Raw genomic sequence first — 19,525 nt, 5'->3', positions numbered from 1 at the left:
GTAGTTAAATATTTCCCAACAGGGCATCCAGAAAACCGATGCCTTCATTTTTATTTTTAAACACAAGCAGCGGCACATCATTGTCGTGGCGCACTACCTTTTCAGTCACGCTTCCCAGCACGAACAGGGCCGCCGCAGACTTTCCTTTTGCCCCGATCACCAGCATGTTTGCCCGCTCCCGCTTTGCCTCCAGCACAATCAGTCCGCCAATATCCTGGTCATTCTCCTGCCTGACTAATTTTAAGCTCGTACGTCCGGCAAGCTTAGGGAAGCGCTGCACTACCTGCTCAAACTTTTCCTTTGCAAAGCCTTTCATGCGTTCATCAAAGGCCGCGTAACTTTCGCCCATGGTGATATACCCTGAGGGTACTTCATATACATGCAGGCAAATAAGTTCCACACCTGTCTTTAGAAGGGTTGAATCAAGCAATCGCTCTAGTGCCATCATAGAGTAGTCCGAAAAATCTAAGCTCAATATAATGCGTTCCAGTCGCGGCTCTGAGTTTTCAGGAACAAACAGCACGCTTACATGTCCGGATCGAAGAATGCGCTGCGCCAGTACTCCGCTTCCTTTTAGCCGAAGTTTCCGCCCCACCAGAATTAAATCTACCTGGCTCACTTTGGCATGGTGCAGCATCTCTTTCACGGGTGTTCCCTCAACCACCTGTACACTAACCTGCACGTGTGGCAACTGTCCGAAGTAAACGTTTACCTTTTGTGCTATAACCTGCTCCAAAGCCTTCCCCGCCGATTTTGCGGGTAAGTCGGCAATTATTTCCTGCGGAATATCCAGGCTTTTCTCTGTATGAATAAAGTCAACCTGCTCAACGTTAGAGACACTGCACAAAAATGCAGCATACTTCATCAGTTGCTCGTCCATCTCGGTCAGGTCCAGCCCAACCATTATTCTTTTCAGCGTATCCATGCGATTCGTTTTAATGTTCCGTTTCTGCCTATCCCAATCATCCTTCTTTTGCTTGCTGGTGCGGTGCAACTACAAAGGCAGGAGTTAATTAAGGTGCTTAACCTGACATACGGGGCAAAGGCAATTACCTTTACGTTCTACAGGATTTTATACTTTCAGTAGCTACTAGCCTACTTTAAAAATCGATAGGAGAAATGATAGTGAAAGAAACAAAGAAAGGTTTTTTGATAAGGAGAGCCGCACTGAGCGGGAGGCAGAAAATTTGTTTTCACAAGAAATTTGTGGGAATGAATGCACTAGTGAAAAATGAAGTAGGAAGGGCTTGGTGTTAGGAAACCTTGGAAGGATACATGACAAATGGCCTTACCGGCTGAGCATACTCCTGCAGCGCATTAACGGTGGTAACAATGTGGTCCGGGTACGTGAGTGCCGTTAGCCTGCCTCCAAACACACAGCCTGTGTCGATGTTGATGGTATTGTTGCGCCAGAGCGGTTCATGTACCGGCGTATGCCCGTAAACTACAATGGCATGTCCACAGTAGTCCGCAGCCCAATCCAGCCGGAGCGGCAGCCCTTTCTCATCAGTCTCTCCGGTGGTGGGGCCATACAGGCAGAGGGCGCGTACGCCTTTGGAATTTTGCCCGTGCAGGTGTTCCTCCAAGCCAGCATGTGCGATAACTAATCTGCCTTCGTCGAGCAGCAAATGGTGCGGCAGTGCCTGCAAAAAAGCTTTTACGCGCTCGGTGAATGCGGCATCATAGCGCGCCAGCTGCGCCTTAGTGAGCTCCAACCCATGCCTTACCTGTACATTGCACCCCTTCAGCATGCGCAGCAGCTTATCGTCATGGTTTCCGCTAACACAGTAGGCCATATCTTGTTCCACCATGTCCATCACCAGCCGCAGTACTTCCGGCGAATTCGGGCCGCGATCCACCAGGTCACCCACAAAAATAGCTTTGTGGTTTTGTGGGTGCGCTAAAAGGTAACGCTGGGCCTCTTTATCGAAACGAAGGCTGTAATTAAGGCGCAGCAGCAGCGCCACGAGCTCCTCAAAACAGCCGTGCACATCCCCGATGATATCGAAAGGCCCGTGCTGTTCCGGCAGCGCCAGGTTAAACGTATGCTGAAAATCCTTTCTATTTATGCTCATGTTATTGTTATTCCTGCCTGTCTCTATCATCACTTATCCCTATATTAACAGTAAAAAGGGGACTGTGGTTGAGTAATATGCCATGATAATGAAATAAATAAGTGCAAAAACTATGCACGTTTGGTTGGGCCTGGTGTAGGTTCTTCCTAATTTTGAGCAAGATTTATTTTTTCAGGCTTCAAATCTGAAATGCCCTACTCCTACAGAAAAACTAAGATTCCGCTGCTGTGGTTGCGCCGCCACACTTCCGACCGCGAATTCATGCTCCTGTCCAGTGTGCTGGTTGGCCTGACTGCCGGGCTTGCCGCCGTGGTACTGAAGACACTCGTGCACTACATTCACCTGTTGCTGGCTTACGGCAATCGCCTGCTCGACCAGCCCTACTGGCTTGTAGTGTTCCCCACCATCGGCATTTTCCTGACGGTGGTCATTGTCAAGCTATACTTCAAGGGCAAGATTGGGCGCGGCACAGCCAACATCCTCTATAATATTTCTCAGAAGTCCAGCATGGTGGAGCGGCATAAAATGTACTCCCACGTTATAACCAGTGCGCTTACGGCTGGCTTCGGTGGCTCTGCCGGGTTGGAGTCTCCCATCGTGGTGACTGGCTCTGCCATCGGCTCTAACTACGGGCGGGAGTACCATTTAAACTACCGCGACAGAACGCTGTTGCTGGCCTCCGGTGCCGCCGCAGGAATTGCCGCCGTGTTTAATGCCCCCATTGCAGGTGTTCTTTTCGCTATCGAGGTGCTGCTTACGGACATCAGCATTTCAGCATTTATCCCCTTGATTATCGCTGCCGTAGTGGGTGCCCTTTGCTCCCGTATTATCCTGCAGGAAGATATTCTGTTTTACATTGGCCAACCGGAAGTATTTGCCGCTGGTCATGTGCCATTTTATGTACTGCTGGGCATTTTATGCGGGATGATGTCGGTGTACTACACACGCATGACGCTGCTGGTGGAGGAACAGTTTGAGGCGTATGAAAATATTGTCTTTGCCCGCGCGCTGGTTGGCGGTTTGTTGCTGGGCTTGCTCATTATGTTGTTCCCGCCCCTGTTCGGCGAAGGCTACGACAGCATTACGCTGCTGGAATCAAACAAAGCGCAACAGTTGCTGCAGGATAGCTGGCTCGCATTTTTTGGCACGAATGATTGGCTGGTGCTGGGGTTTGTGGGTGCGCTTGCGCTGGTTAAAGTCTTTGCGACCACCATCACCATTGCCTCCGGTGGTAACGGAGGTAATTTCGCTCCCTCTATGTTCGTTGGTGCCTGCACCGGTTTTTTCTTTTCGCGCATCGTGAACCTGCTGAACATCAGCAACCTCCCTACCAGCAGTTTCTCGATGGTGGGAATGGCCGGTATACTTAGCGGTGTGATGCATGCCCCGCTCACGGCTGTTTTCCTGATCGCTGAGATTACGGGCGGCTATTCTTTGATGATTCCGCTGATGCTCGTAGCAGCCACCTCTTATGCTATGGTAAAGTTTTTTGAGCCTTACTCGCTGGACACCAAAAAGCTGGCGCAGAAAGGGCAGCTCCTGACGCCGAACAAAGACCGCACCATCCTGCACATTATGAAAATCCGCCACCTGATCGAGACAGAGTTTCAATCCATTGCGCCCGATGCCACTCTGGGTGAACTGGTGCAGGTAATTGCCTCCTCGCGCCGCAACCTGTTCCCGGTTGTCACGGCAGACGGTACTCTGGCAGGCGTGCTTTTGCTGGAGAATGTGCGCGAGATCATGTTTAAGAGCGACAAGTATGATGTGGTGCAGGTGCGTGAACTTATGATCAAACCGCCGGCCATTGTGCAGTATGATGATAGTATGGCAGACGTGATGAAAAAATTCGATGCTTCAGGGGCCTGGAACCTCCCCGTGCTCCACAATGAGATGTACCTGGGGTTTGTGTCTAAATCCAGCATCTTCACTAAGTACCGCAAGCTGCTGATCAAAACTACCAACGTTACTTAGATAAAATTTTCAATGTCTAATGAGTAATGATCGAAAAGTACTCATTGTACATTGATCATTACTCATTAAAAGCCCATTCCTGCTGCGCTGGCTTGTACCACAGCTCGCCTTGCTCTATTTGCAGCGGCGAGGCAATGTTGTTGTGGTAGAGTTGCCCGGTTCCGAGGCCTTGCGGCATGTTGATGTCATATTGCGCCGTAAACTGGCTGATGGCGTTCAGCCCAATGTTTGACTCCAGGGCAGACGTAATCCACCAGCCTATACTTCTTTCCTCTGCAAGCTTAATCCACTCCGCACTGGCGGCTAAGCCTCCTACCAGTGTTGGTTTTAGGATGATGTACTGCGGGTGTATACATTCAAGTAATGCCTTTCTCGCCTGCGGCTCCTGCACACCGATAAGTTCCTCATCCAGGGCAATGGGAACAGGTGTGTAGGCGCACAACTGCGCCATCTCCTCTACCTGCCCCTGCCGAATGGGCTGCTCTATGGAGTGCAGCTCATACCTGGCCAGGCGTTCCAGTTTTTTATAAGCTTCCTGCGGGGTGAAAGCACCGTTTGCGTCTACACGCACCGTCAAAGAGTCACTTCCGGCTACCTCCCGGATTTGCTGCAAAAGATTTAGTTCGGTTGTAAAGTCAAGGCTACCGATTTTCAGTTTCAAGCAATTATATCCCTCCTGCATTTTTTTTTCGATCTGCTCCTGCATGAATTTTCTGTCGCCCATCCATACCAACCCGTTGATGGGAATACCAGCCTCACCCCTGCTGAAGTTGTTGTCAAACAGGCGCTTTTTACCCCCCTGCTGCAGATCAAGCAAAGCTGTTTCCAGAGCAAACCGTAACGCCGGCCACTCCTGCAGGGCAAGTATGGCGGGTAGCTCTGCTCCTGCATCCAGCGTTGCTTCGCCTTCGTTTATCAGGTATGCCACCTGTTGCAGCTTCTGCTCCAGGTCCGGGCGATAATCTATACTTAAACCGGCCAATGGGGCACACTCCCCAACACCATAAACGGAAGGAGAAGCCGTATCCCATACTTTCAAGTAATACACCTGGTGCTCTGAAATAGCCCCCCGCGAGGTACGGGCATCAAACTTAAACTGAAGGGTGTGGCGGGTATAGCTTAGTTGGAGCGGCATAGGCTTAGGATAAAGAGGCAAAGTAAAACCAATCTTCGCAATATTGACGTAGATGAGGAAGAATAACAACAAAACGATATCACCGGTTTTACCAGTTTACCGGCTTTAGGTGCGTTGCAAAGCAGGTAAGGCAAAGCAAAGTTGATAAAGCTGCGCATAACCTTCAGCCGATTTGCTTGTTATAATTTAAAAAGGCCATACCAGTCATACAAACCTGAACAATATGAGCACCCTCACCGCTACCGCTGCCCAAACCATGCTGCAGCAATATGAAAACATCAGAACGTTTACTGAAAAGATCTGCCAGCCATTGGAGCCGGAGGATACTGTTGTTCAGCCGATCGTGGATGTGAGTCCACCTAAGTGGCATATGGCCCACACAAGCTGGTTTTTCGAGACCTTTATACTTACGCCACACTTGCCCGGTTACAACGTGTACCATGAGCAGTACAGCTACCTGTTCAACTCCTATTATAACTCGGTGGGCAGCCGTGTGCAGCGCGACCAGCGCAGTACCCTCACCCGTCCGCCACTGCGCGACATTTATACTTACCGACAGTATGTAGATGCGCACATGGCTCAGTTCCTGGGCACTGTATCAGAGGAAAAACTGGCAGAACTGCAGCCGGTGCTGGAACTGGGCTTACAGCACGAGCAGCAGCACCAGGAGCTACTTATAACAGATATCAAGTATATCCTTAGCACAAATCCTATGTTGCCGGTCTATACCCCCCGGCCCAAACAAGCGCAGCCATCTGCCAGTGTGCCGGCCTTTTTCCTGGAGGTACCGGGTGGTACCTATACTATTGGTTACCGGGGCGAAGACTTCAGCTTTGACAACGAACATAGCGTACACGAGGTGCTTCTCTCTGACTTCGAGATCATGAACCGGCTGGTGACCAACGGCGAGTACATGCAGTTTATGGCGGATGGCGGCTACGGCGACTTCAGGCACTGGCTCGAAGAGGGCTTCGCGATGGTGAACAAGGAACAGCTGCAGGCGCCTCTGTACTGGGTGAAGCAGGAAGAGGACTGGTACCGCTATACCCTGCACGGCCTGGAGAAGGTAAACCCTGATGAGCCCGTTTGCCATGTAAGCTTCTACGAGGCAGATGCGTACGCCAACTGGGCCGGCAAACGCCTGCTCACCGAATTTGAATGGGAGGCCGCCTCCCAGGTATACCCTCCTACTGAGGGCAATTTTGTGGAAAGCGATGTGCTGGAGCCCAGAGCCGCAGACCCGGCCAAAGAGGGACTGCAGCAACTGTATGGTGATGTGTGGGAATGGACTTACAGCGCCTATCATCCCTATCCTAATTTTGAAAAGGCTCCCGGCGCGATTGGCGAGTACAACGGGAAGTTTATGCTGAACCAGATGGTGCTGCGTGGCGGCTCCTGCGCTACCTCACAGAGCCACATCCGCACCACCTACCGAAACTTTTTCCATCCCGAAAAGCGCTGGCAATTCAGTGGCATACGGCTGGCTAATAAATAAATGCACCCCTAATGAATACGAAAGTATCTCCCGTGATTGACCTTAGCCGCAAAAAAGACGGTACCAACGATTTGGCAGCCTTTACCCGTGATGTGGCGGAAGGCCTGAACCGAAAACAGAAGCACCTGCCCTCGCGCTACTTTTACGACGGCAAAGGCAGCAGGCTTTTTCAGCAGATCATGGACCTGCCGGAGTATTACCTTACCCGAAGCGAGTTTGAGGTGCTCACCGAAAATCGCGAGGCCATGGCAGCGCAGTTCTCCCGCGAAGGTTATTTCCATTTGATTGACCTGGGTGCCGGCGATGCCTTGAAAACAAAAATACTGCTACACGAATTGGCCAGGCAGCAGTGTGCGTTTGATTACGTGCCTGTTGATATTTCCGGGGATGCCATGCAGCAACTCACGGAGAGTCTGCACACAGATTTGCCGCAAGTGCGGGTGGAGGCTGTGGTGGGTGAATATTTCACAGCGCTGGAGTGGCTGCAGGAAAATAAATCCGAAAGAAAGGTGCTACTGTTCCTGGGCTCCAACATCGGCAACTTTGAAGAGCTGGAAAGTATAGCCTTTTTAAAGGAAGTGCGAAGCTACCTGCAGCCCGGCGACCGCCTGCTGATGGGCATTGACCTGCGCAAAAACCCGGACACTATCCTGGCTGCGTACAACGACAAGGCTGGCGTTACCGCAGCATTCAACCTTAACCTGCTGCACCGCATCAACCGGGAACTGGGTGGCAACTTTAATGTCGACCAGTTTTATCATTACGCCATGTATAATCCGGGTGAGGGCGTGATGCGCAGTTTTCTCGTGAGCAAAACAGACCAGGAGGTATTCATCCGTGAAACAGGGCAAAAATTTCATTTCGAGGCCTGGGAAGCCATTCATACCGAGAACTCACATAAGTATAGCTTGCCACAGGTGGCGGAACTTGGAGAAACATGCGGCTTTCAGATAGAGACGGTATTCTACGACGGCCAGAAAAGATTTGCAGACGTGCTTTTCACTGTCCGCTAAGCCATCAGGCACAGCAGCAAGTTTATTTCCGGAGATAAGCGTACTGCCTTGTTTTAGTTAATTTAGAACAAATTTCAGCTATTTGCACCAGTCATACCTGCTAAGAATAAAACCTATACTTCACAAAGCTTCATAACCCCACTATTAGAGGAGATCAAACACTATGGAAGTCATTTCGCTTGCTGCTGGTTCGAGTTATTTTAGAAGTCCTGAGGCGGCCACCCAAGCTGCGGTGAAGGCCCTGCACGAAGGCAAGACTTTTTACGGCCCTTCCCAAGGAACTCCAGAGCTGCGTAAAGCCATTAGTCAGAAGTATAAAGCCGAAGGAATTTCGCTCGAGCCATCGCAGGTGCTGATTACGCCGGGTACCAAGCAGGCGCTGTTTAACCTGTTCTCGGTGCTGCTGCGCCAGGGCGATGATGTGGTGGTTCCCACGCCCGCCTGGTTTGGTTTCCATGAGTTGATGAAGTATAGCAACGGAACGCTGGTGCCCTTGCCCACCAAACTGGAAGACGGTTATAAGTTAACGCCGGACATGCTGCGCGTTACCCTCTCCGAGCGCACACGTATACTACTACTGACTAACCCTGGCAACCCCACCGGCCGCGTCTATAGCAAAAGTGAACTGGAGGCGCTGCTGGAGGTTACCAAAGATTACCCTAATTTATATGTCATTTCCGATGAAATATACGACCTTGTTACTTACGGCAGCCCTGTTGCTTCTATCCTTTCCTGCCAGGGGGCAAAAGCAGCGCGAACAATCGTCGTAAACGGCTTTTCAAAATCCTTTGCCATGTCGGGCTGGCGGCTGGGGTTTATACTTGGCCCGGACGAACTGATAGCAAAGTGTGTTCACTTTCAGAATGCCACTGTGGCGGGTGTGAGTATATTTATCCAAGATGCCGCCCAGGCTACGGTAGAAAACAGGCACGAGGCGCTCCCGCACATGCAGGAAATTCTTGCGCACAACCGCTCTGTGATGCAGCAGGGGCTGGATGCCATACCGGAAGTGCGCTACTACCTGCCAGACGGCGCCTACTATTTTTTTCCGGATTTCAGTCAATACCTGAACCGCACCAGCATCACCGGCGAAAAAATCAGCACCAGCGTTGACCTTTGCCGCTACCTCCGCACCTGCTATAACCTGGAGCTTTCTCCAGGCGACTACTTTGGTGCTCCCGGCCATGCACGCATGTCCTTTGCCGTAGAAACGCCCCGCCTGCAGGACGCCCTGAACAGGCTACGCCAAGGCCTGCTGCTGCTTACGGCTGACTAGTTATATGATAAGCATCTATTATTTAACAACTTAAATGATACAAATAAAAGCTTCTCTTGAATATTTTCAAACTAAAGAAGTTACTGGCGCTGACGTCTGCCTGCGCCCATCTGCCATGAATCAATACTCAATCTAATCCCAGGCGCGGCAACAAGCTAATTTTACTTTTCCAAAGCGCCTTTCGGTTTATTCCCGTACTTTTGCGGCCGTTCAGCATCGCTTAGTACCCCGCATGGAAACCGCTACTTACAAAGAAAACTTCGCCAAAAACTTCACCCTTGCCTACCCTGTTGTGCTGAGCCAGCTGGGGCATATCCTGGTCAGCGTGTTCGACAGCCTGATGGTAGGCCAGACAGGAACGCTGCCGCTGGCTGCTGCCTCACTCGGCAATAGTATCTTCACCATTGTGCTGGTATTCGGATTAGGCGTTTCCTACAGCATTACCCCCCTGATTGCCGCTGCTGACGGGCGGCACAACCACACGCGTATTTCCCTGTTGCTGCTCAATGGGCTTGTCTCTAACGTGCTTTTAGGGATCGTCTTGTTTTTTGCCGGCTACTTCTTCTCCCCCTACATCACCGTGCTGGACCAACCTGCACGTGTAGTGGAGCTTGCTATACCCTATATCAATATTCTATTCCTGTCCATGGTGCCGCTCATGGTGTTTCAGGCATTCAGGCAATTCGCGGAGGGGCTTTCGCTGACGAAGCAGGCCATGTATATCTCCATACTTGCCAACACGCTTAATATTTTCCTGAATTACCTGCTGATTTTCGGAAAGGGAGGTTTTGAGCCGATGGGGCTGGTGGGAGCCGGTTGGGCCACACTTATTTCGCGCATTGTCATGGCCATCGCCATGGCAGGATGGGTCATGTATGCCAAGCGCTTTGAAGTATACCGTCATTTTCTGCGCCTGAGGCACCTGTCGTTTATACATATTTACCGCATCTTTAAGCTGGGCCTTCCCATTTCCGTGCAAATGATCTTTGAAATGGGCGCCTTTGGTTTTTCAGCAGTCATGATCGGTTGGCTGGGAGCCACTGAGCTCGCTGCACACCAGATAGCCATCAACGTGGCTTCTGTTACCTATATGATGGCAAGTGGCATTGCAGCGGCGGCCACCATACGCGTAGGCAACCAGAAAGGGCTTGGAAATTTCAGGGCCATGCGCATGGCCGGCTACAGCAATCTGGCCATGGGTGTGCTTTTCATGATCGGGAGCGGACTACTGATGATCCTCTGCAACGAGCTCATCCCCATGCTCTACATCGACGACCCACAGGTAATCCAGATTGCCTCCGGACTACTTATCATTGCCGCACTATTCCAAATATCTGATGGTGTGCAGGTTGTGGGTTTAGGTGCATTAAGAGGCCTCGAGGATGTTAGGATTCCTAGTTTAATTTCGTTACTTGCATACTGGGTAATAGGTCTGCCAATCGGATACTTTCTCTGTTTCAAAGCTGACTTTGGCGTAAACGGAATCTGGTTGGGGCTGCTGATCGGCTTGTCGGTAGCAGCGGTTTTGCTCACTTTGCGTTTCAGGACTCTAAGCAATCGGCTCAGAGTCAGATAAGCATCCGGAGCAGGCACTTTTTCCCGGGTGCTGCTGTTAGCAGCTCAGTAACTGATTTCAACTTTTAGCCGGGTTATACATGTTTACGTTTACACTCCTCCTCACTTTTTGGGCAAGAGTAATGCTAACTTCTTTCATGCCTGATGCTGCTGTGGCCCTACCTGCAGCTGCAAGCAAAACTGCAACAGAGGCATCCAAGCCTTTTGTAATAGAGCAGGTTATCTGGTCTGATGAACGGAAATTATCGTGGGAGGATTTTAAAGCCCAGCCAGACGATTCCAACCCACATCATGCCCTTACAGCGGCCAACTTAGCGGTAAATGCCAAGTGCAAAGACAACAAGTATACCTACGTGGTAAACTGTGTTTTCCTGCCGCGGCAGTCCTGGAGCAAAAATAAAGTTTCTGAGAAACTGCTGGTACACGAGCAGTTGCATTTTGATTTAACTGAAGTGCACGCCCGCCAACTGAGGCGAGACTTGCAGCAGCTGAACTGTACCACCGTAAAAAAGAGTCTGAATGACGTAGTTTCAAATGCCTTCGCGAAATGGAAGGCAGAACAGGACACCTTTGACGAGGACTGCAGACACGGCCTGGACAAATCTGCGCAGAAACACTGGGCTAACACAATTCAAGCAAGACTTGAGAAGCTAGAGGCTTACAAATAAACATACTGATGCAAATAAAGAAATCCTTCTTGTTTCCGATCATTTGGCCGGAAGCAAGAAGGATTTCTTTATAGACGCTACTTATTCCAAAGTTTATTTAGCTGGACCAAGATCAGAGTTTGCAGGGCCAATCACTACTTTGCCGAAGGGATCAAAGCGCGAGCCGTGGCACGGGCAATCCCAGGAGCTTTCCACGCTATTCCAACTCACGACGCAGCCCAGGTGTGGGCAAACAGCTGAGCTTTGGTGCCGTACGCCATCCTGATCACAGAAAACAGCTACTTTATGGCCTCCCTTGCGCATGATTCGGCCAGTGCCGGGCATTACCTCCAGCACATCCTCTACTTCACCCGGGGTTAAATGGTCTTTCATCTGAGCCGCCACGTTCAGGTTTTCCTTCATAAACTCCCCTACTGCCTGAGCATTTAAACTCACCCTTCCCGGGTCGTACAGTTTGGCCCATGGGTTCTGGCGGCCGACTATCAGGTCTGTAAGAATCATCCCCGCAATAGTACCATGTGTGATGCCGTGTCCGGAGTCGCCGGTGGCGATGTACACATTATCCGTGGAGCCGGGGTTACGGCCAATATACGCCAAGCCATCCACCGGCTCGTACACCTGGCCCGACCAGCGGTAGAGCACCTCTTGCGCCATTGGGAACTTCAGCTTTGTCCAGCGCTCCAGTTCCAGGAAGCATTCCGCCGGATTGTCGTGCTGTCCTGTTTTATGGTCTTCCCCGCCAACAATAAGCACATCATACCCCTGTCCGGCGTCTGTCTCCTTCTGCAGCCTGATGTAATGATAAGGTGAGTCCATGTCCCAGTAAAGGGCATCCGGCACCGAATCCTTTGGCACCTGCACACCGATGACATAGGTTCTGTACGGTGCCTGCTTGGTGTGAATGGCAAATTTGTCATTCACCGGTGTATTAGTAGTTACCACCAGGTGGTTCGCCGTCACGGCAAAGTTGTCTACCGTTACGGCCGTTGTAATGGTTCCTTCCCTGAACTCTGCTACATGCGAGCCGGTAAAGATGCGGCCGCCGTTCTCCTCGATGGCCTTCATCAGCCCAATCATGTACTTAAGAACGTGCACGCGCCCCTGGTTTGGGTAGTGCAGGCAGGGCAGCGTTGTCAGCGACGGCACAGGGCTCTTTTTACGCAGCACCACATCATCCCAACCCATCTGCTGCAGTGCCTCGAGCTCCTGAAGAAGCTTATCACCCTGCTCCTGGTTGTTTGCCACCAGGTAACCGTCTACACGGGCAAACTCACTGTCAATATTTTCCTCTTTGGATATCTCCTGTATCTTGTCGATGGCACTGGCATGGCTCTGGCAGGCTAGCCGGGCCCCATCCTTCCCAAACAGCTTGATCAGGTTGTAATACTGCTCATCCAGGGCATTAGAGAGGTGGGCAGTGGTACGGCTTGTCTCGCCACCGGCAACGCTTTTAGAATCAAGCACCACCACGCGCTTTCCTTCTTTCGACAGAAGATAAGCCGTTGTAAGACCGGCAATCCCAGCACCTACGATACAGACATCGCACGTGAGGTTCTCTCGCAGTGGGTTCGTTAATGGTAAATCCAGGTGGCTGGTCCATAGGGGGAGGGTGGCTCCGGTTGCTTTTTTCATAGTTAAGGTACGTTGTGATGGTTGAGAAACAAGTACAGGTAAAGGAAACTGTATGTTTGCAGAAATACGGGGCTGTGGGGCTAATGTTGCTACAGGTGCGCTGCTGCACGTTTTTAAGACAATTTGGAGGTTCCCGCACACGTTAATTTGTCAAAGGCCCTCTTCCTGCTTAACTTGATCATCCGAACTTCAAGCAAATAAAAATGGCAATACCTCCTGAAACCACAGAGCAAATTACGTGGCATCATTTTGAGCAAACCGATATTAGGGTGGGCACCATTGTGAGGGCGGAGGAGTACCCTGAGGCCCGACGCCCGGCTTTTATACTTACAGTAGACCTGGGGCCATTGGGCCTAAAGAAAACGAGCGCGCAGATAACGAAACATTATACCTGCCCGGAACTGATAGGAAAACAGGTGCTCTGCGTCACGAACCTGGGAAAGAAGCAGATTGGGAAAGTTATGTCTGAAATTTTGGTAACGGGATTTGAGGACGCTCAAGGAGACATCGTGCTGGCGCAACCCGCAGCACAGGTGCCGAACGGCAGTAAGCTGAAATAAAAGCTAACCGGCTATTGCTGATTTTTGAATATAAGGGGAGTCTCTTCTTCCGGCGGCGCCGGTTTAAGGCTGTCTGCCTTTGATTCCCGAAGGCTTAGCGTATCTACAATCGTTTCGTAAAGGGCGTCCATGGCCTTCAGGTTCCGGAGGTAATAGCTGTAGGTTTCGTCAAACTGCTCCTCTGTTACACCATAGCGCTTGAAAATCTCTGTCTGCTCCTGATTGAAAACCATCAATGCCGTATCCGGGAAAACCACCTGGTACTCAATAATGGCTTCGGCGGTATGGATGTCGGCAAGGATGCGTACCAACTTTTCCTCAGGAATCAGATTAGCAGGCTTTTGCTCCGACTGGCTTTGGCAACTGATCAGGCCAAGGCAAAAAAGTATGTATAAAAGTCTTATCACGGATGAAAATTACGAGAATTAATCATAATTTTAAAATTGGACGTTACGGCAGCCACGCATGAAAGAGCTTGTTAAGAAGCTACGCAAGTATGAGATCCGCATCCGCAAGGCCATCACCTCGCAGATGCAGGGGGATTTCCACTCGGTGTTTAAAGGCACGGGGCTGGAATTCGATGACGTGCGCGCTTACCAGTACGGCGACGATGTGCGCTCTATCGATTGGAACGTAAGTGCGAAGGGTCATGGTACATTTGTGAAAACATACCGTGAGGAAAAGGAACAGTTGGTATTTTTGATGCTGGATGTGAGCGCCTCGCAGAAAATCGGTACCGGCGAACAGCAAAAGCTGGACATCGGCAAAGAGATTTGCGGTGTGCTGGCGCTCTCGGCGGCCCGGCAACAAAGCCAGATCGGGATGATCTGCATTTCTGACCAGAAGGAGAAGTATATTAAACCGGCCAAAGGTATCGAGCAGGCCTACAGCATCATCAAAGCCCTGCAGGAGTTGCAGCCAAAATCTATCAAAACCGGCCTGGCTGCCGGCATCCGGCTGACGCTGGACATTATCAAGCGCCGCAGCATTATCCTGCTCCTCTCCGATTTTATCGACAACAACTATGAAAAGGAACTTAGCATGCTGGCGCGGCGCCACGACCTGATTGTGCTGCATCTGGTGGACCTGCGTGAGCACAAACTACCCCCGATGGGCATCGTGCCTATCCTGGATAAGGAGACAGGGCGCACGCTATGGCTAAACACCTCGGGCGAGGAATTCAGACGCCACTACCATGCCCAATACCAGGAAAACCAGGAAGTACTGATGCGCATCTGCCAGAAGTACCAGGCTAATTACCTGGCCATCGAAACAAATGAAGATTACGTGCCGCAGCTGGTGAACCTGTTCCGGCTGCGCAATAAGGGTACCAAGAAAAGTGCGTAAACTATACTTATTTCTGCTCGCCCTCCTGCCCTCCCTAGCCTTAGCCCAGCAAGCGAGTAAACCTGTGGGAATATTCAGCAAGGACACGCTGAAGATCGGTGAGCAGGTGCAATACATACTCGTGCATAAGCACCCGGCGGAACAGGAGGTTATCTTGCCCTCCGACAAGTATGACTTTAGCCCGTTTGAGTTAGTGCGGAAAGCGTTTTTCCCTACTTCCACATCCGGCGACACCAGCACCGACAGTGCCGTCTACACCCTACGCACGTTCGCAACCTACAGCAACCAGCAACTGGCGCTTCCGGTTTACGTGCTGCACCAGCAGGATACACTGGAGATTTTTGCCCCGTCAAGAGCGGTGCACCTCCGCCAGCTGGTGCAGGAGGTAAAAGAGCCGCTGCAGTTAAAAGCAAACCTGAAGCTGGCACCGGTGGAGAAAAGGTTTAACTGGCCCGAACTGCTGCTATGGGTACTGGCCATCCTTACCTTCCTGTCCCTGATCTGGCTCGTTTTTGGGCAATCCATCCGTCGCAGGTATAAGCTGTACCAGCTGAAGAAAGACAACGTTTATTTTTCCTCCCGCTTTAACGCCCACAAAGACCGTTTTGAGAAAACCGGGGCGTTGATAAGTATAGAAAAAGGCGTGTCGCTCTGGAAAAACTACCTGACAAAGCTCGAGGACAGTGCCATCAACTCGTTCACCACAAAGGAAATAGTAGAGTTCTATAACAACGACGAAGAAATTAACACGGCTCTGCGCATCTGTGACAAGGCAATTTACGGTAACCTGCAGTCTGAGTTTGAAGGCGAGGCGAACCTGGCCCTAAGTATGTTGCGCCGGGTGGCCAAAGACCGTTACCGTACGCACCGCGAATTAACCAAGCATGCTAGAACTTAACGATGAATTCTGGGACTGGCTGAGCCCGGAGTGGTTCACCTACGGCACACTCTCCTCTTACGAATGGGTGTATCCGCTGGTGCTCTATGCGCTGCCGGCCATCCCGCTGCTGCTGTTGCTTAAGTCCATACTTCGCCGCAACACCCGTAACAAACTCGACCTGGCCCTGTTCGAAGGCCGCCATACCTGGCAGTGGAGCACCCTGCTCCGCTTTGTGCCGCGCATTGTGTTCATGCTGTTCATCATGCTGGTGCTGGTAGCGCTGGCCCGGCCACAGCGGGTAAACGAGCAGATAGAGTTAACTTCCGAGGGCATCGATATCGTGCTGGTGCTTGATGTGTCGGGCTCCATGGAGTTGCAGGACTTTCTCCCGAACCGACTCGAGGCGGCAAAAGAGGTGGCAAAAAACTTTATCAAAGGGCGCGTGCAGGACCGAATCGGCATGGTGGTTTTTGCCGGCGATGCCTACTCGCTCGCCCCCCTCACCACCGACTATACCCTGCTGCAGGAAAGTATAAATTCCATCGGGTTCAAGATGATCCCGAACGATGGCACCGCTATCGGCAGTGCGCTCGCCGTGGCCATCAACCGGCTCCGCGACTCAAATGCCAAAAGCCAGGTGGTAATTCTGATAAGCGACGGTGAGAATACCGCAGGCAGCCTGGATCCGGAACTGGCGGCGCAACTCGCTTATGCCTATGGCATAAAACTTTATACCATAGGCATTGGTAAAGATGGGCAGGTGCCCTATGATGTGGATGCCTCAGGCAAAACCCTTTTTGTGGAGACGCAGATGGACGAGACGAGTCTGCGCCGGATAGCAGAGATTGGACAGGGCACTTTTTTCCGGGCCGATAGCAAAAGCACCCTACAGGAAATCTTCCGGAACATTAACAAGCTGGAGAAAACCGACGTATCCGAAAAGCGCTTTCGCGATACCCGCGATTATTACCAGGTATACTTGAAATGGGCACTGCTCCTGCTCCTGCTCTGGCTCTTCTTGAAAAACACGTTCCTGGCAAACGTATTAGAAGACTGACAGTTCAATTAAGAATTATGAATGAGGAGTTATGAATTGAAAGCCATTGCTAATTATACAGAGTCTGTTTGGAGCAATGACTGTCAATATAATCTAATGAAGCACAACATGATAAACTATGAGCATTAAAGAAAACATTTTATACTTCGATGAGCAGCTGCGCCAGACACCCTGCCGGCTTGTTGCAGTTTCCAAGACGCATCCTGTTGAAAGTATACTGGAAGCATACCACGCGGGACACCGCATTTTTGGGGAGAACAAGGCGCAGGAACTCGCAGACAAGTATGAGCAACTGCCGCACGATATCAACTGGCACCTGATTGGCCACCTGCAGACAAACAAGGTGAAGTATATTGCCAAATTTGTGGATACGATCCAGTCGGTTGATAGCCTGAAACTGTTGGTGGAGATAAACAAACGCGCCGAGATGCACGGCCGCACGCTACCCATCAACTGCATGCTGCAAATTTCCATTGCCGACGAGAAAACGAAGTATGGCATGACGTGCGATGAGGCAGAAGAATTGCTGCGTTCAGAGGAGTACCGACAGATGAAGTATATCAGCATCACCGGCGTTATGGGCATCGCTACTAATACCGACAACGAGCAGCAGCTGCGCGCAGAATTCATGCAACTACGCAACTGCTTTACCCGCCTGAAGGAAACCTACTTCATCGGGAGTGACTACTTTAAGGAAATATCCATGGGCATGAGTTCCGACTGGCAACTGGCAGTAGCTGAGGGAAGCACCATGATTCGGGTAGGTAGCGGCATCTTCGGGGCGAGAGACTACAGTAAATGAAAAGAAGATAAATAGCAGGCGCACAACATTAAGATTCTGTTATTTTTAACCTTCCTGCTTTCATGATACAGCAGCAAAGGCCATTTTTGTTTAGAACTTAGTCCTTCCTACTCAGGTGCAGAAACTATACTTGCTGGTAGTAACTTTAGGTTTACTTTGCATTAGCTGTAAAAGCTCCTCTACTATGTCTAAAGTTGCAAAAGCTAAGGGTTCAGCTGTATCCACGTTTGATACACAAGGCCATCGTGGTGCCCGAGGGCTACTTCCTGAAAATACAGTACCGGCCATGCTGAAGGCTTTGGAGTTAGGTGTCGCTACGCTGGAGATGGATGCACACATCAGCCAGGATAAGCAGGTGCTCCTCTCTCATGACCCTTTCATCAATCCGGCCCATGAGCTGACGCCTTCAGGGGAGGCGATTCCGAAGCAGGACGCCGAGCGGTACGTGCTCTACCAGATGCCCTATGATCAAATAAAACAGTTTGATGTAGGATCTAAATTTTACGCAAAATTTCCACAGCAGCAGCTACAAAAAGCACATAAGCCGCTTTTGGCTGAAGTGATTGACTCTGTACAGCAGTACATCTCCGATCATGGCCTGCCACAGGTTTACTATAACATTGAAACTAAGTCAAGCCCTTCTGGAGATGGCATATACCACCCTGAACCTGAAGAATTAATTGACTTACTGTTAGCTGTAATTGAGGAGAAGAAAGTTAGCCCTTATGTCATTATCCAGTCATTCGATCCTCGCACGCTCCAGGTGCTGCATGTGAAGTACCCTGAAATTAAAACAGCGCTTCTGGTGGAGAATATGAATGGCTTGAAAAAGAATATCGAAAGCCTAGGCTTCACGCCCACAATTTACAGCCCCTATCATAAACTGGTATCGCCTGCATTACTTAAGGAAGCGCAAAGCCAGGGTATGCGGGTAATCCCCTGGACAGTAAATGATTTGGAGGAGATGAAGCGCTTGAAGAAGCTGGGCGTAGATGGCCTTATCTCTGATTACCCTAACCTCTTTGGGGAACTGTAAATGTATTCTCCCGTTACGCAGATTGCACATTTCTGCGTAATATTGATTACTTTGCAGTAAATAATGTATCATCTAAAAAGCGAATCACCATGACAGAGCACGCTGCCACTATCGAGACACAGTATAAAGATTTCATTCAGCGGATTGTAGAAACCAATGAAGTATGGGGGCTGACCAAGGATGATACGTGGGCAACTTCAAGCTCATCAGAATTTGAGGACACGGAAGTTATCCTGTTCTGGTCTGATAAGGGAGGCGCTACGGCCTGCTCTGAGGATGAGTGGGAAAGTTATACGCCGGAATCTATAACACTGGTAGAGTTCCTGGAAAACTGGTGCGTGGGCATGTACGGTGATGAATTGCTGGTTGGCGCCAACTGGGACAAGAATCTTGTCGGAAAAGAGGCAGAGCCCCTGGTAGTAGCTTTGGACGTAGTGACGCAGCTGAAAGCACAGGGCAAAACTCTGGAATTTACCCAGTATGACAGCCAGCAGGAGTTTGAAGAGCAGGTAACCGAAGCACTAGAATCCGAATAAATCACTATCAAAAGCTATATCAGAGTCAGCTTAGCTAAGCTACTTTGGCTAGTATAACCCTACATACAGTGACGCAAAAAATCATACTTCTCCTGGCCTCTGCGCTGGGTGCCCTTACTGTGGCTATTGGTGCCTTCGGTGCGCATGCTCTTGCTCCTATGCTGCAGGCTGCCAACCGGGTGGATACTTTCGAAACCGCCGTTAAATACCAGATGTACCATACCCTGGCGCTGCTAGCCGTCGGGCTGCTCCTCTTCAGGGTAGAGCAACCGGCATTACAGGTTGCTGCCTGGTGCTTCTTCCTGGGCATACTTGTGTTCTCGGGCTCTCTCTACATTTTATGTGCCACGGGTATTACCTGGCTTGGAGCAATCACACCAATCGGAGGCACCTTGTTAATAGTAGGTTGGGGTGCTCTTTTCTATGCCATCTTGAAAGCCTTTTAAAAGAAGAACTGAAATATA

Annotated in this window: 19 protein-coding genes; 14 read left to right on the top strand and 5 right to left on the bottom strand. The window is 50.6% G+C overall.

Annotation, left to right across the window (positions count from 1 at the left end):
- Positions 1–4: 4 nt before the first annotated feature.
- Positions 5–925, bottom strand: coding sequence for a universal stress protein (locus A0W33_RS18295; RefSeq protein WP_068840230.1), 921 nt, complete (start codon positions 923–925; stop codon positions 5–7).
- A 328-nt stretch (positions 926–1,253) separates the two neighbouring features.
- Positions 1,254–2,075, bottom strand: coding sequence for a metallophosphoesterase (locus A0W33_RS18290; RefSeq protein ID WP_068840229.1), 822 nt, complete (start codon positions 2,073–2,075; stop codon positions 1,254–1,256).
- A 189-nt stretch (positions 2,076–2,264) separates the two neighbouring features.
- Here A0W33_RS18290 and A0W33_RS18285 point away from each other — a divergent pair, with 189 nt between their 5' ends.
- A complete protein-coding gene (locus tag A0W33_RS18285) occupies positions 2,265–4,049 on the top strand; it encodes a chloride channel protein (protein WP_068839536.1) in 1,785 nt (594 codons plus the stop codon).
- A gap of 58 nt (positions 4,050–4,107) precedes the next feature.
- Here the strand turns inward: A0W33_RS18285 and A0W33_RS18280 are convergent, their stop codons facing one another.
- The gene (locus tag A0W33_RS18280) at positions 4,108–5,184 is read right to left on the bottom strand and encodes an o-succinylbenzoate synthase (protein WP_068839535.1); all 1,077 of its coding nucleotides are present in this window, start codon (positions 5,182–5,184) and stop codon (positions 4,108–4,110) included.
- A 223-nt stretch (positions 5,185–5,407) separates the two neighbouring features.
- On the opposite strand from A0W33_RS18280, the gene egtB reads away from it, so the two are divergent.
- From egtB to A0W33_RS18255, 5 genes are all read left to right on the top strand, one after another.
- On the top strand, positions 5,408–6,679 hold the full coding sequence (gene egtB / locus A0W33_RS18275; protein WP_068839534.1) for an ergothioneine biosynthesis protein EgtB: 1,272 nt from the start codon (positions 5,408–5,410) through the stop codon (positions 6,677–6,679).
- Between the two features lie 11 nt (positions 6,680–6,690).
- The gene (gene egtD / locus A0W33_RS18270) at positions 6,691–7,692 is read left to right on the top strand and encodes an L-histidine N(alpha)-methyltransferase (RefSeq protein ID WP_068839533.1); all 1,002 of its coding nucleotides are present in this window, start codon (positions 6,691–6,693) and stop codon (positions 7,690–7,692) included.
- A gap of 163 nt (positions 7,693–7,855) precedes the next feature.
- Positions 7,856–8,968, top strand: a complete 1,113-nt coding sequence (locus tag A0W33_RS18265; RefSeq protein ID WP_068839532.1) for a pyridoxal phosphate-dependent aminotransferase — start codon at positions 7,856–7,858, stop codon at positions 8,966–8,968.
- Positions 8,969–9,200: 232 nt separating this feature from the next.
- Complete coding sequence (locus A0W33_RS18260) at positions 9,201–10,544, top strand: MATE family efflux transporter (protein ID WP_068839531.1); 1,344 nt, start codon at positions 9,201–9,203, stop codon at positions 10,542–10,544.
- 136 nt (positions 10,545–10,680) lie between these two features.
- Positions 10,681–11,211 (top strand): DUF922 domain-containing protein, encoded by a 531-nt coding sequence (locus A0W33_RS18255; RefSeq protein ID WP_229802036.1) that lies wholly within the window; start codon positions 10,681–10,683, stop codon positions 11,209–11,211.
- A gap of 93 nt (positions 11,212–11,304) precedes the next feature.
- On the opposite strand, the gene A0W33_RS18250 is transcribed toward A0W33_RS18255, so the two are convergent.
- The gene (locus tag A0W33_RS18250; protein ID WP_068839529.1) at positions 11,305–12,843 is read right to left on the bottom strand and encodes an FAD-dependent oxidoreductase; all 1,539 of its coding nucleotides are present in this window, start codon (positions 12,841–12,843) and stop codon (positions 11,305–11,307) included.
- A 203-nt stretch (positions 12,844–13,046) separates the two neighbouring features.
- Between A0W33_RS18250 and A0W33_RS18245 the strand changes: the two genes are divergently transcribed.
- On the top strand, positions 13,047–13,403 hold the full coding sequence (locus tag A0W33_RS18245) for a tRNA-binding protein (protein ID WP_068839528.1): 357 nt from the start codon (positions 13,047–13,049) through the stop codon (positions 13,401–13,403).
- 11 nt (positions 13,404–13,414) lie between these two features.
- Here the strand turns inward: A0W33_RS18245 and A0W33_RS18240 are convergent, their stop codons facing one another.
- The gene (locus tag A0W33_RS18240; RefSeq protein ID WP_068839527.1) at positions 13,415–13,810 is read right to left on the bottom strand and encodes a DUF4296 domain-containing protein; all 396 of its coding nucleotides are present in this window, start codon (positions 13,808–13,810) and stop codon (positions 13,415–13,417) included.
- A 58-nt stretch (positions 13,811–13,868) separates the two neighbouring features.
- Between A0W33_RS18240 and A0W33_RS18235 the strand changes: the two genes are divergently transcribed.
- The 7 genes from A0W33_RS18235 to A0W33_RS18205 all read left to right on the top strand — a co-directional run bounded on the left by A0W33_RS18235 (position 13,869) and on the right by A0W33_RS18205 (position 19,507).
- Positions 13,869–14,750 (top strand): DUF58 domain-containing protein, encoded by an 882-nt coding sequence (locus A0W33_RS18235; protein ID WP_068839526.1) that lies wholly within the window; start codon positions 13,869–13,871, stop codon positions 14,748–14,750.
- A 64-nt stretch (positions 14,751–14,814) separates the two neighbouring features.
- Positions 14,815–15,648 (top strand): Asp23/Gls24 family envelope stress response protein, encoded by an 834-nt coding sequence (locus A0W33_RS18230; protein WP_068839525.1) that lies wholly within the window; start codon positions 14,815–14,817, stop codon positions 15,646–15,648.
- Complete coding sequence (locus A0W33_RS18225) at positions 15,635–16,687, top strand: vWA domain-containing protein (protein ID WP_068839524.1); 1,053 nt, start codon at positions 15,635–15,637, stop codon at positions 16,685–16,687. The genes A0W33_RS18230 and A0W33_RS18225 overlap by 14 nt, the downstream gene beginning before the upstream one ends.
- Before the next feature lie 118 nt (positions 16,688–16,805).
- Entirely contained in the window at positions 16,806–17,489 is a 684-nt protein-coding gene (locus A0W33_RS18220) for a YggS family pyridoxal phosphate-dependent enzyme (RefSeq protein ID WP_068839523.1), read from the top strand.
- A 184-nt stretch (positions 17,490–17,673) separates the two neighbouring features.
- Positions 17,674–18,525 carry a glycerophosphodiester phosphodiesterase gene (locus A0W33_RS18215; protein WP_068839522.1) on the top strand — a complete coding sequence of 284 codons (852 nt, stop codon included), beginning with the start codon at positions 17,674–17,676 and terminating at the stop codon, positions 18,523–18,525.
- Between the two features lie 89 nt (positions 18,526–18,614).
- On the top strand, positions 18,615–19,061 hold the full coding sequence (locus A0W33_RS18210; protein WP_068839521.1) for a DUF2750 domain-containing protein: 447 nt from the start codon (positions 18,615–18,617) through the stop codon (positions 19,059–19,061).
- Between the two features lie 68 nt (positions 19,062–19,129).
- Positions 19,130–19,507, top strand: coding sequence for a DUF423 domain-containing protein (locus tag A0W33_RS18205; RefSeq protein WP_068839520.1), 378 nt, complete (start codon positions 19,130–19,132; stop codon positions 19,505–19,507).
- Positions 19,508–19,525: the final 18 nt, after the last annotated feature.

It is taken from the genome of Pontibacter akesuensis (assembly GCF_001611675.1).
Taxonomy (GTDB): domain Bacteria; phylum Bacteroidota; class Bacteroidia; order Cytophagales; family Hymenobacteraceae; genus Pontibacter; species Pontibacter akesuensis.
This window is presented reverse-complemented; position numbering and strand designations above follow the sequence as displayed.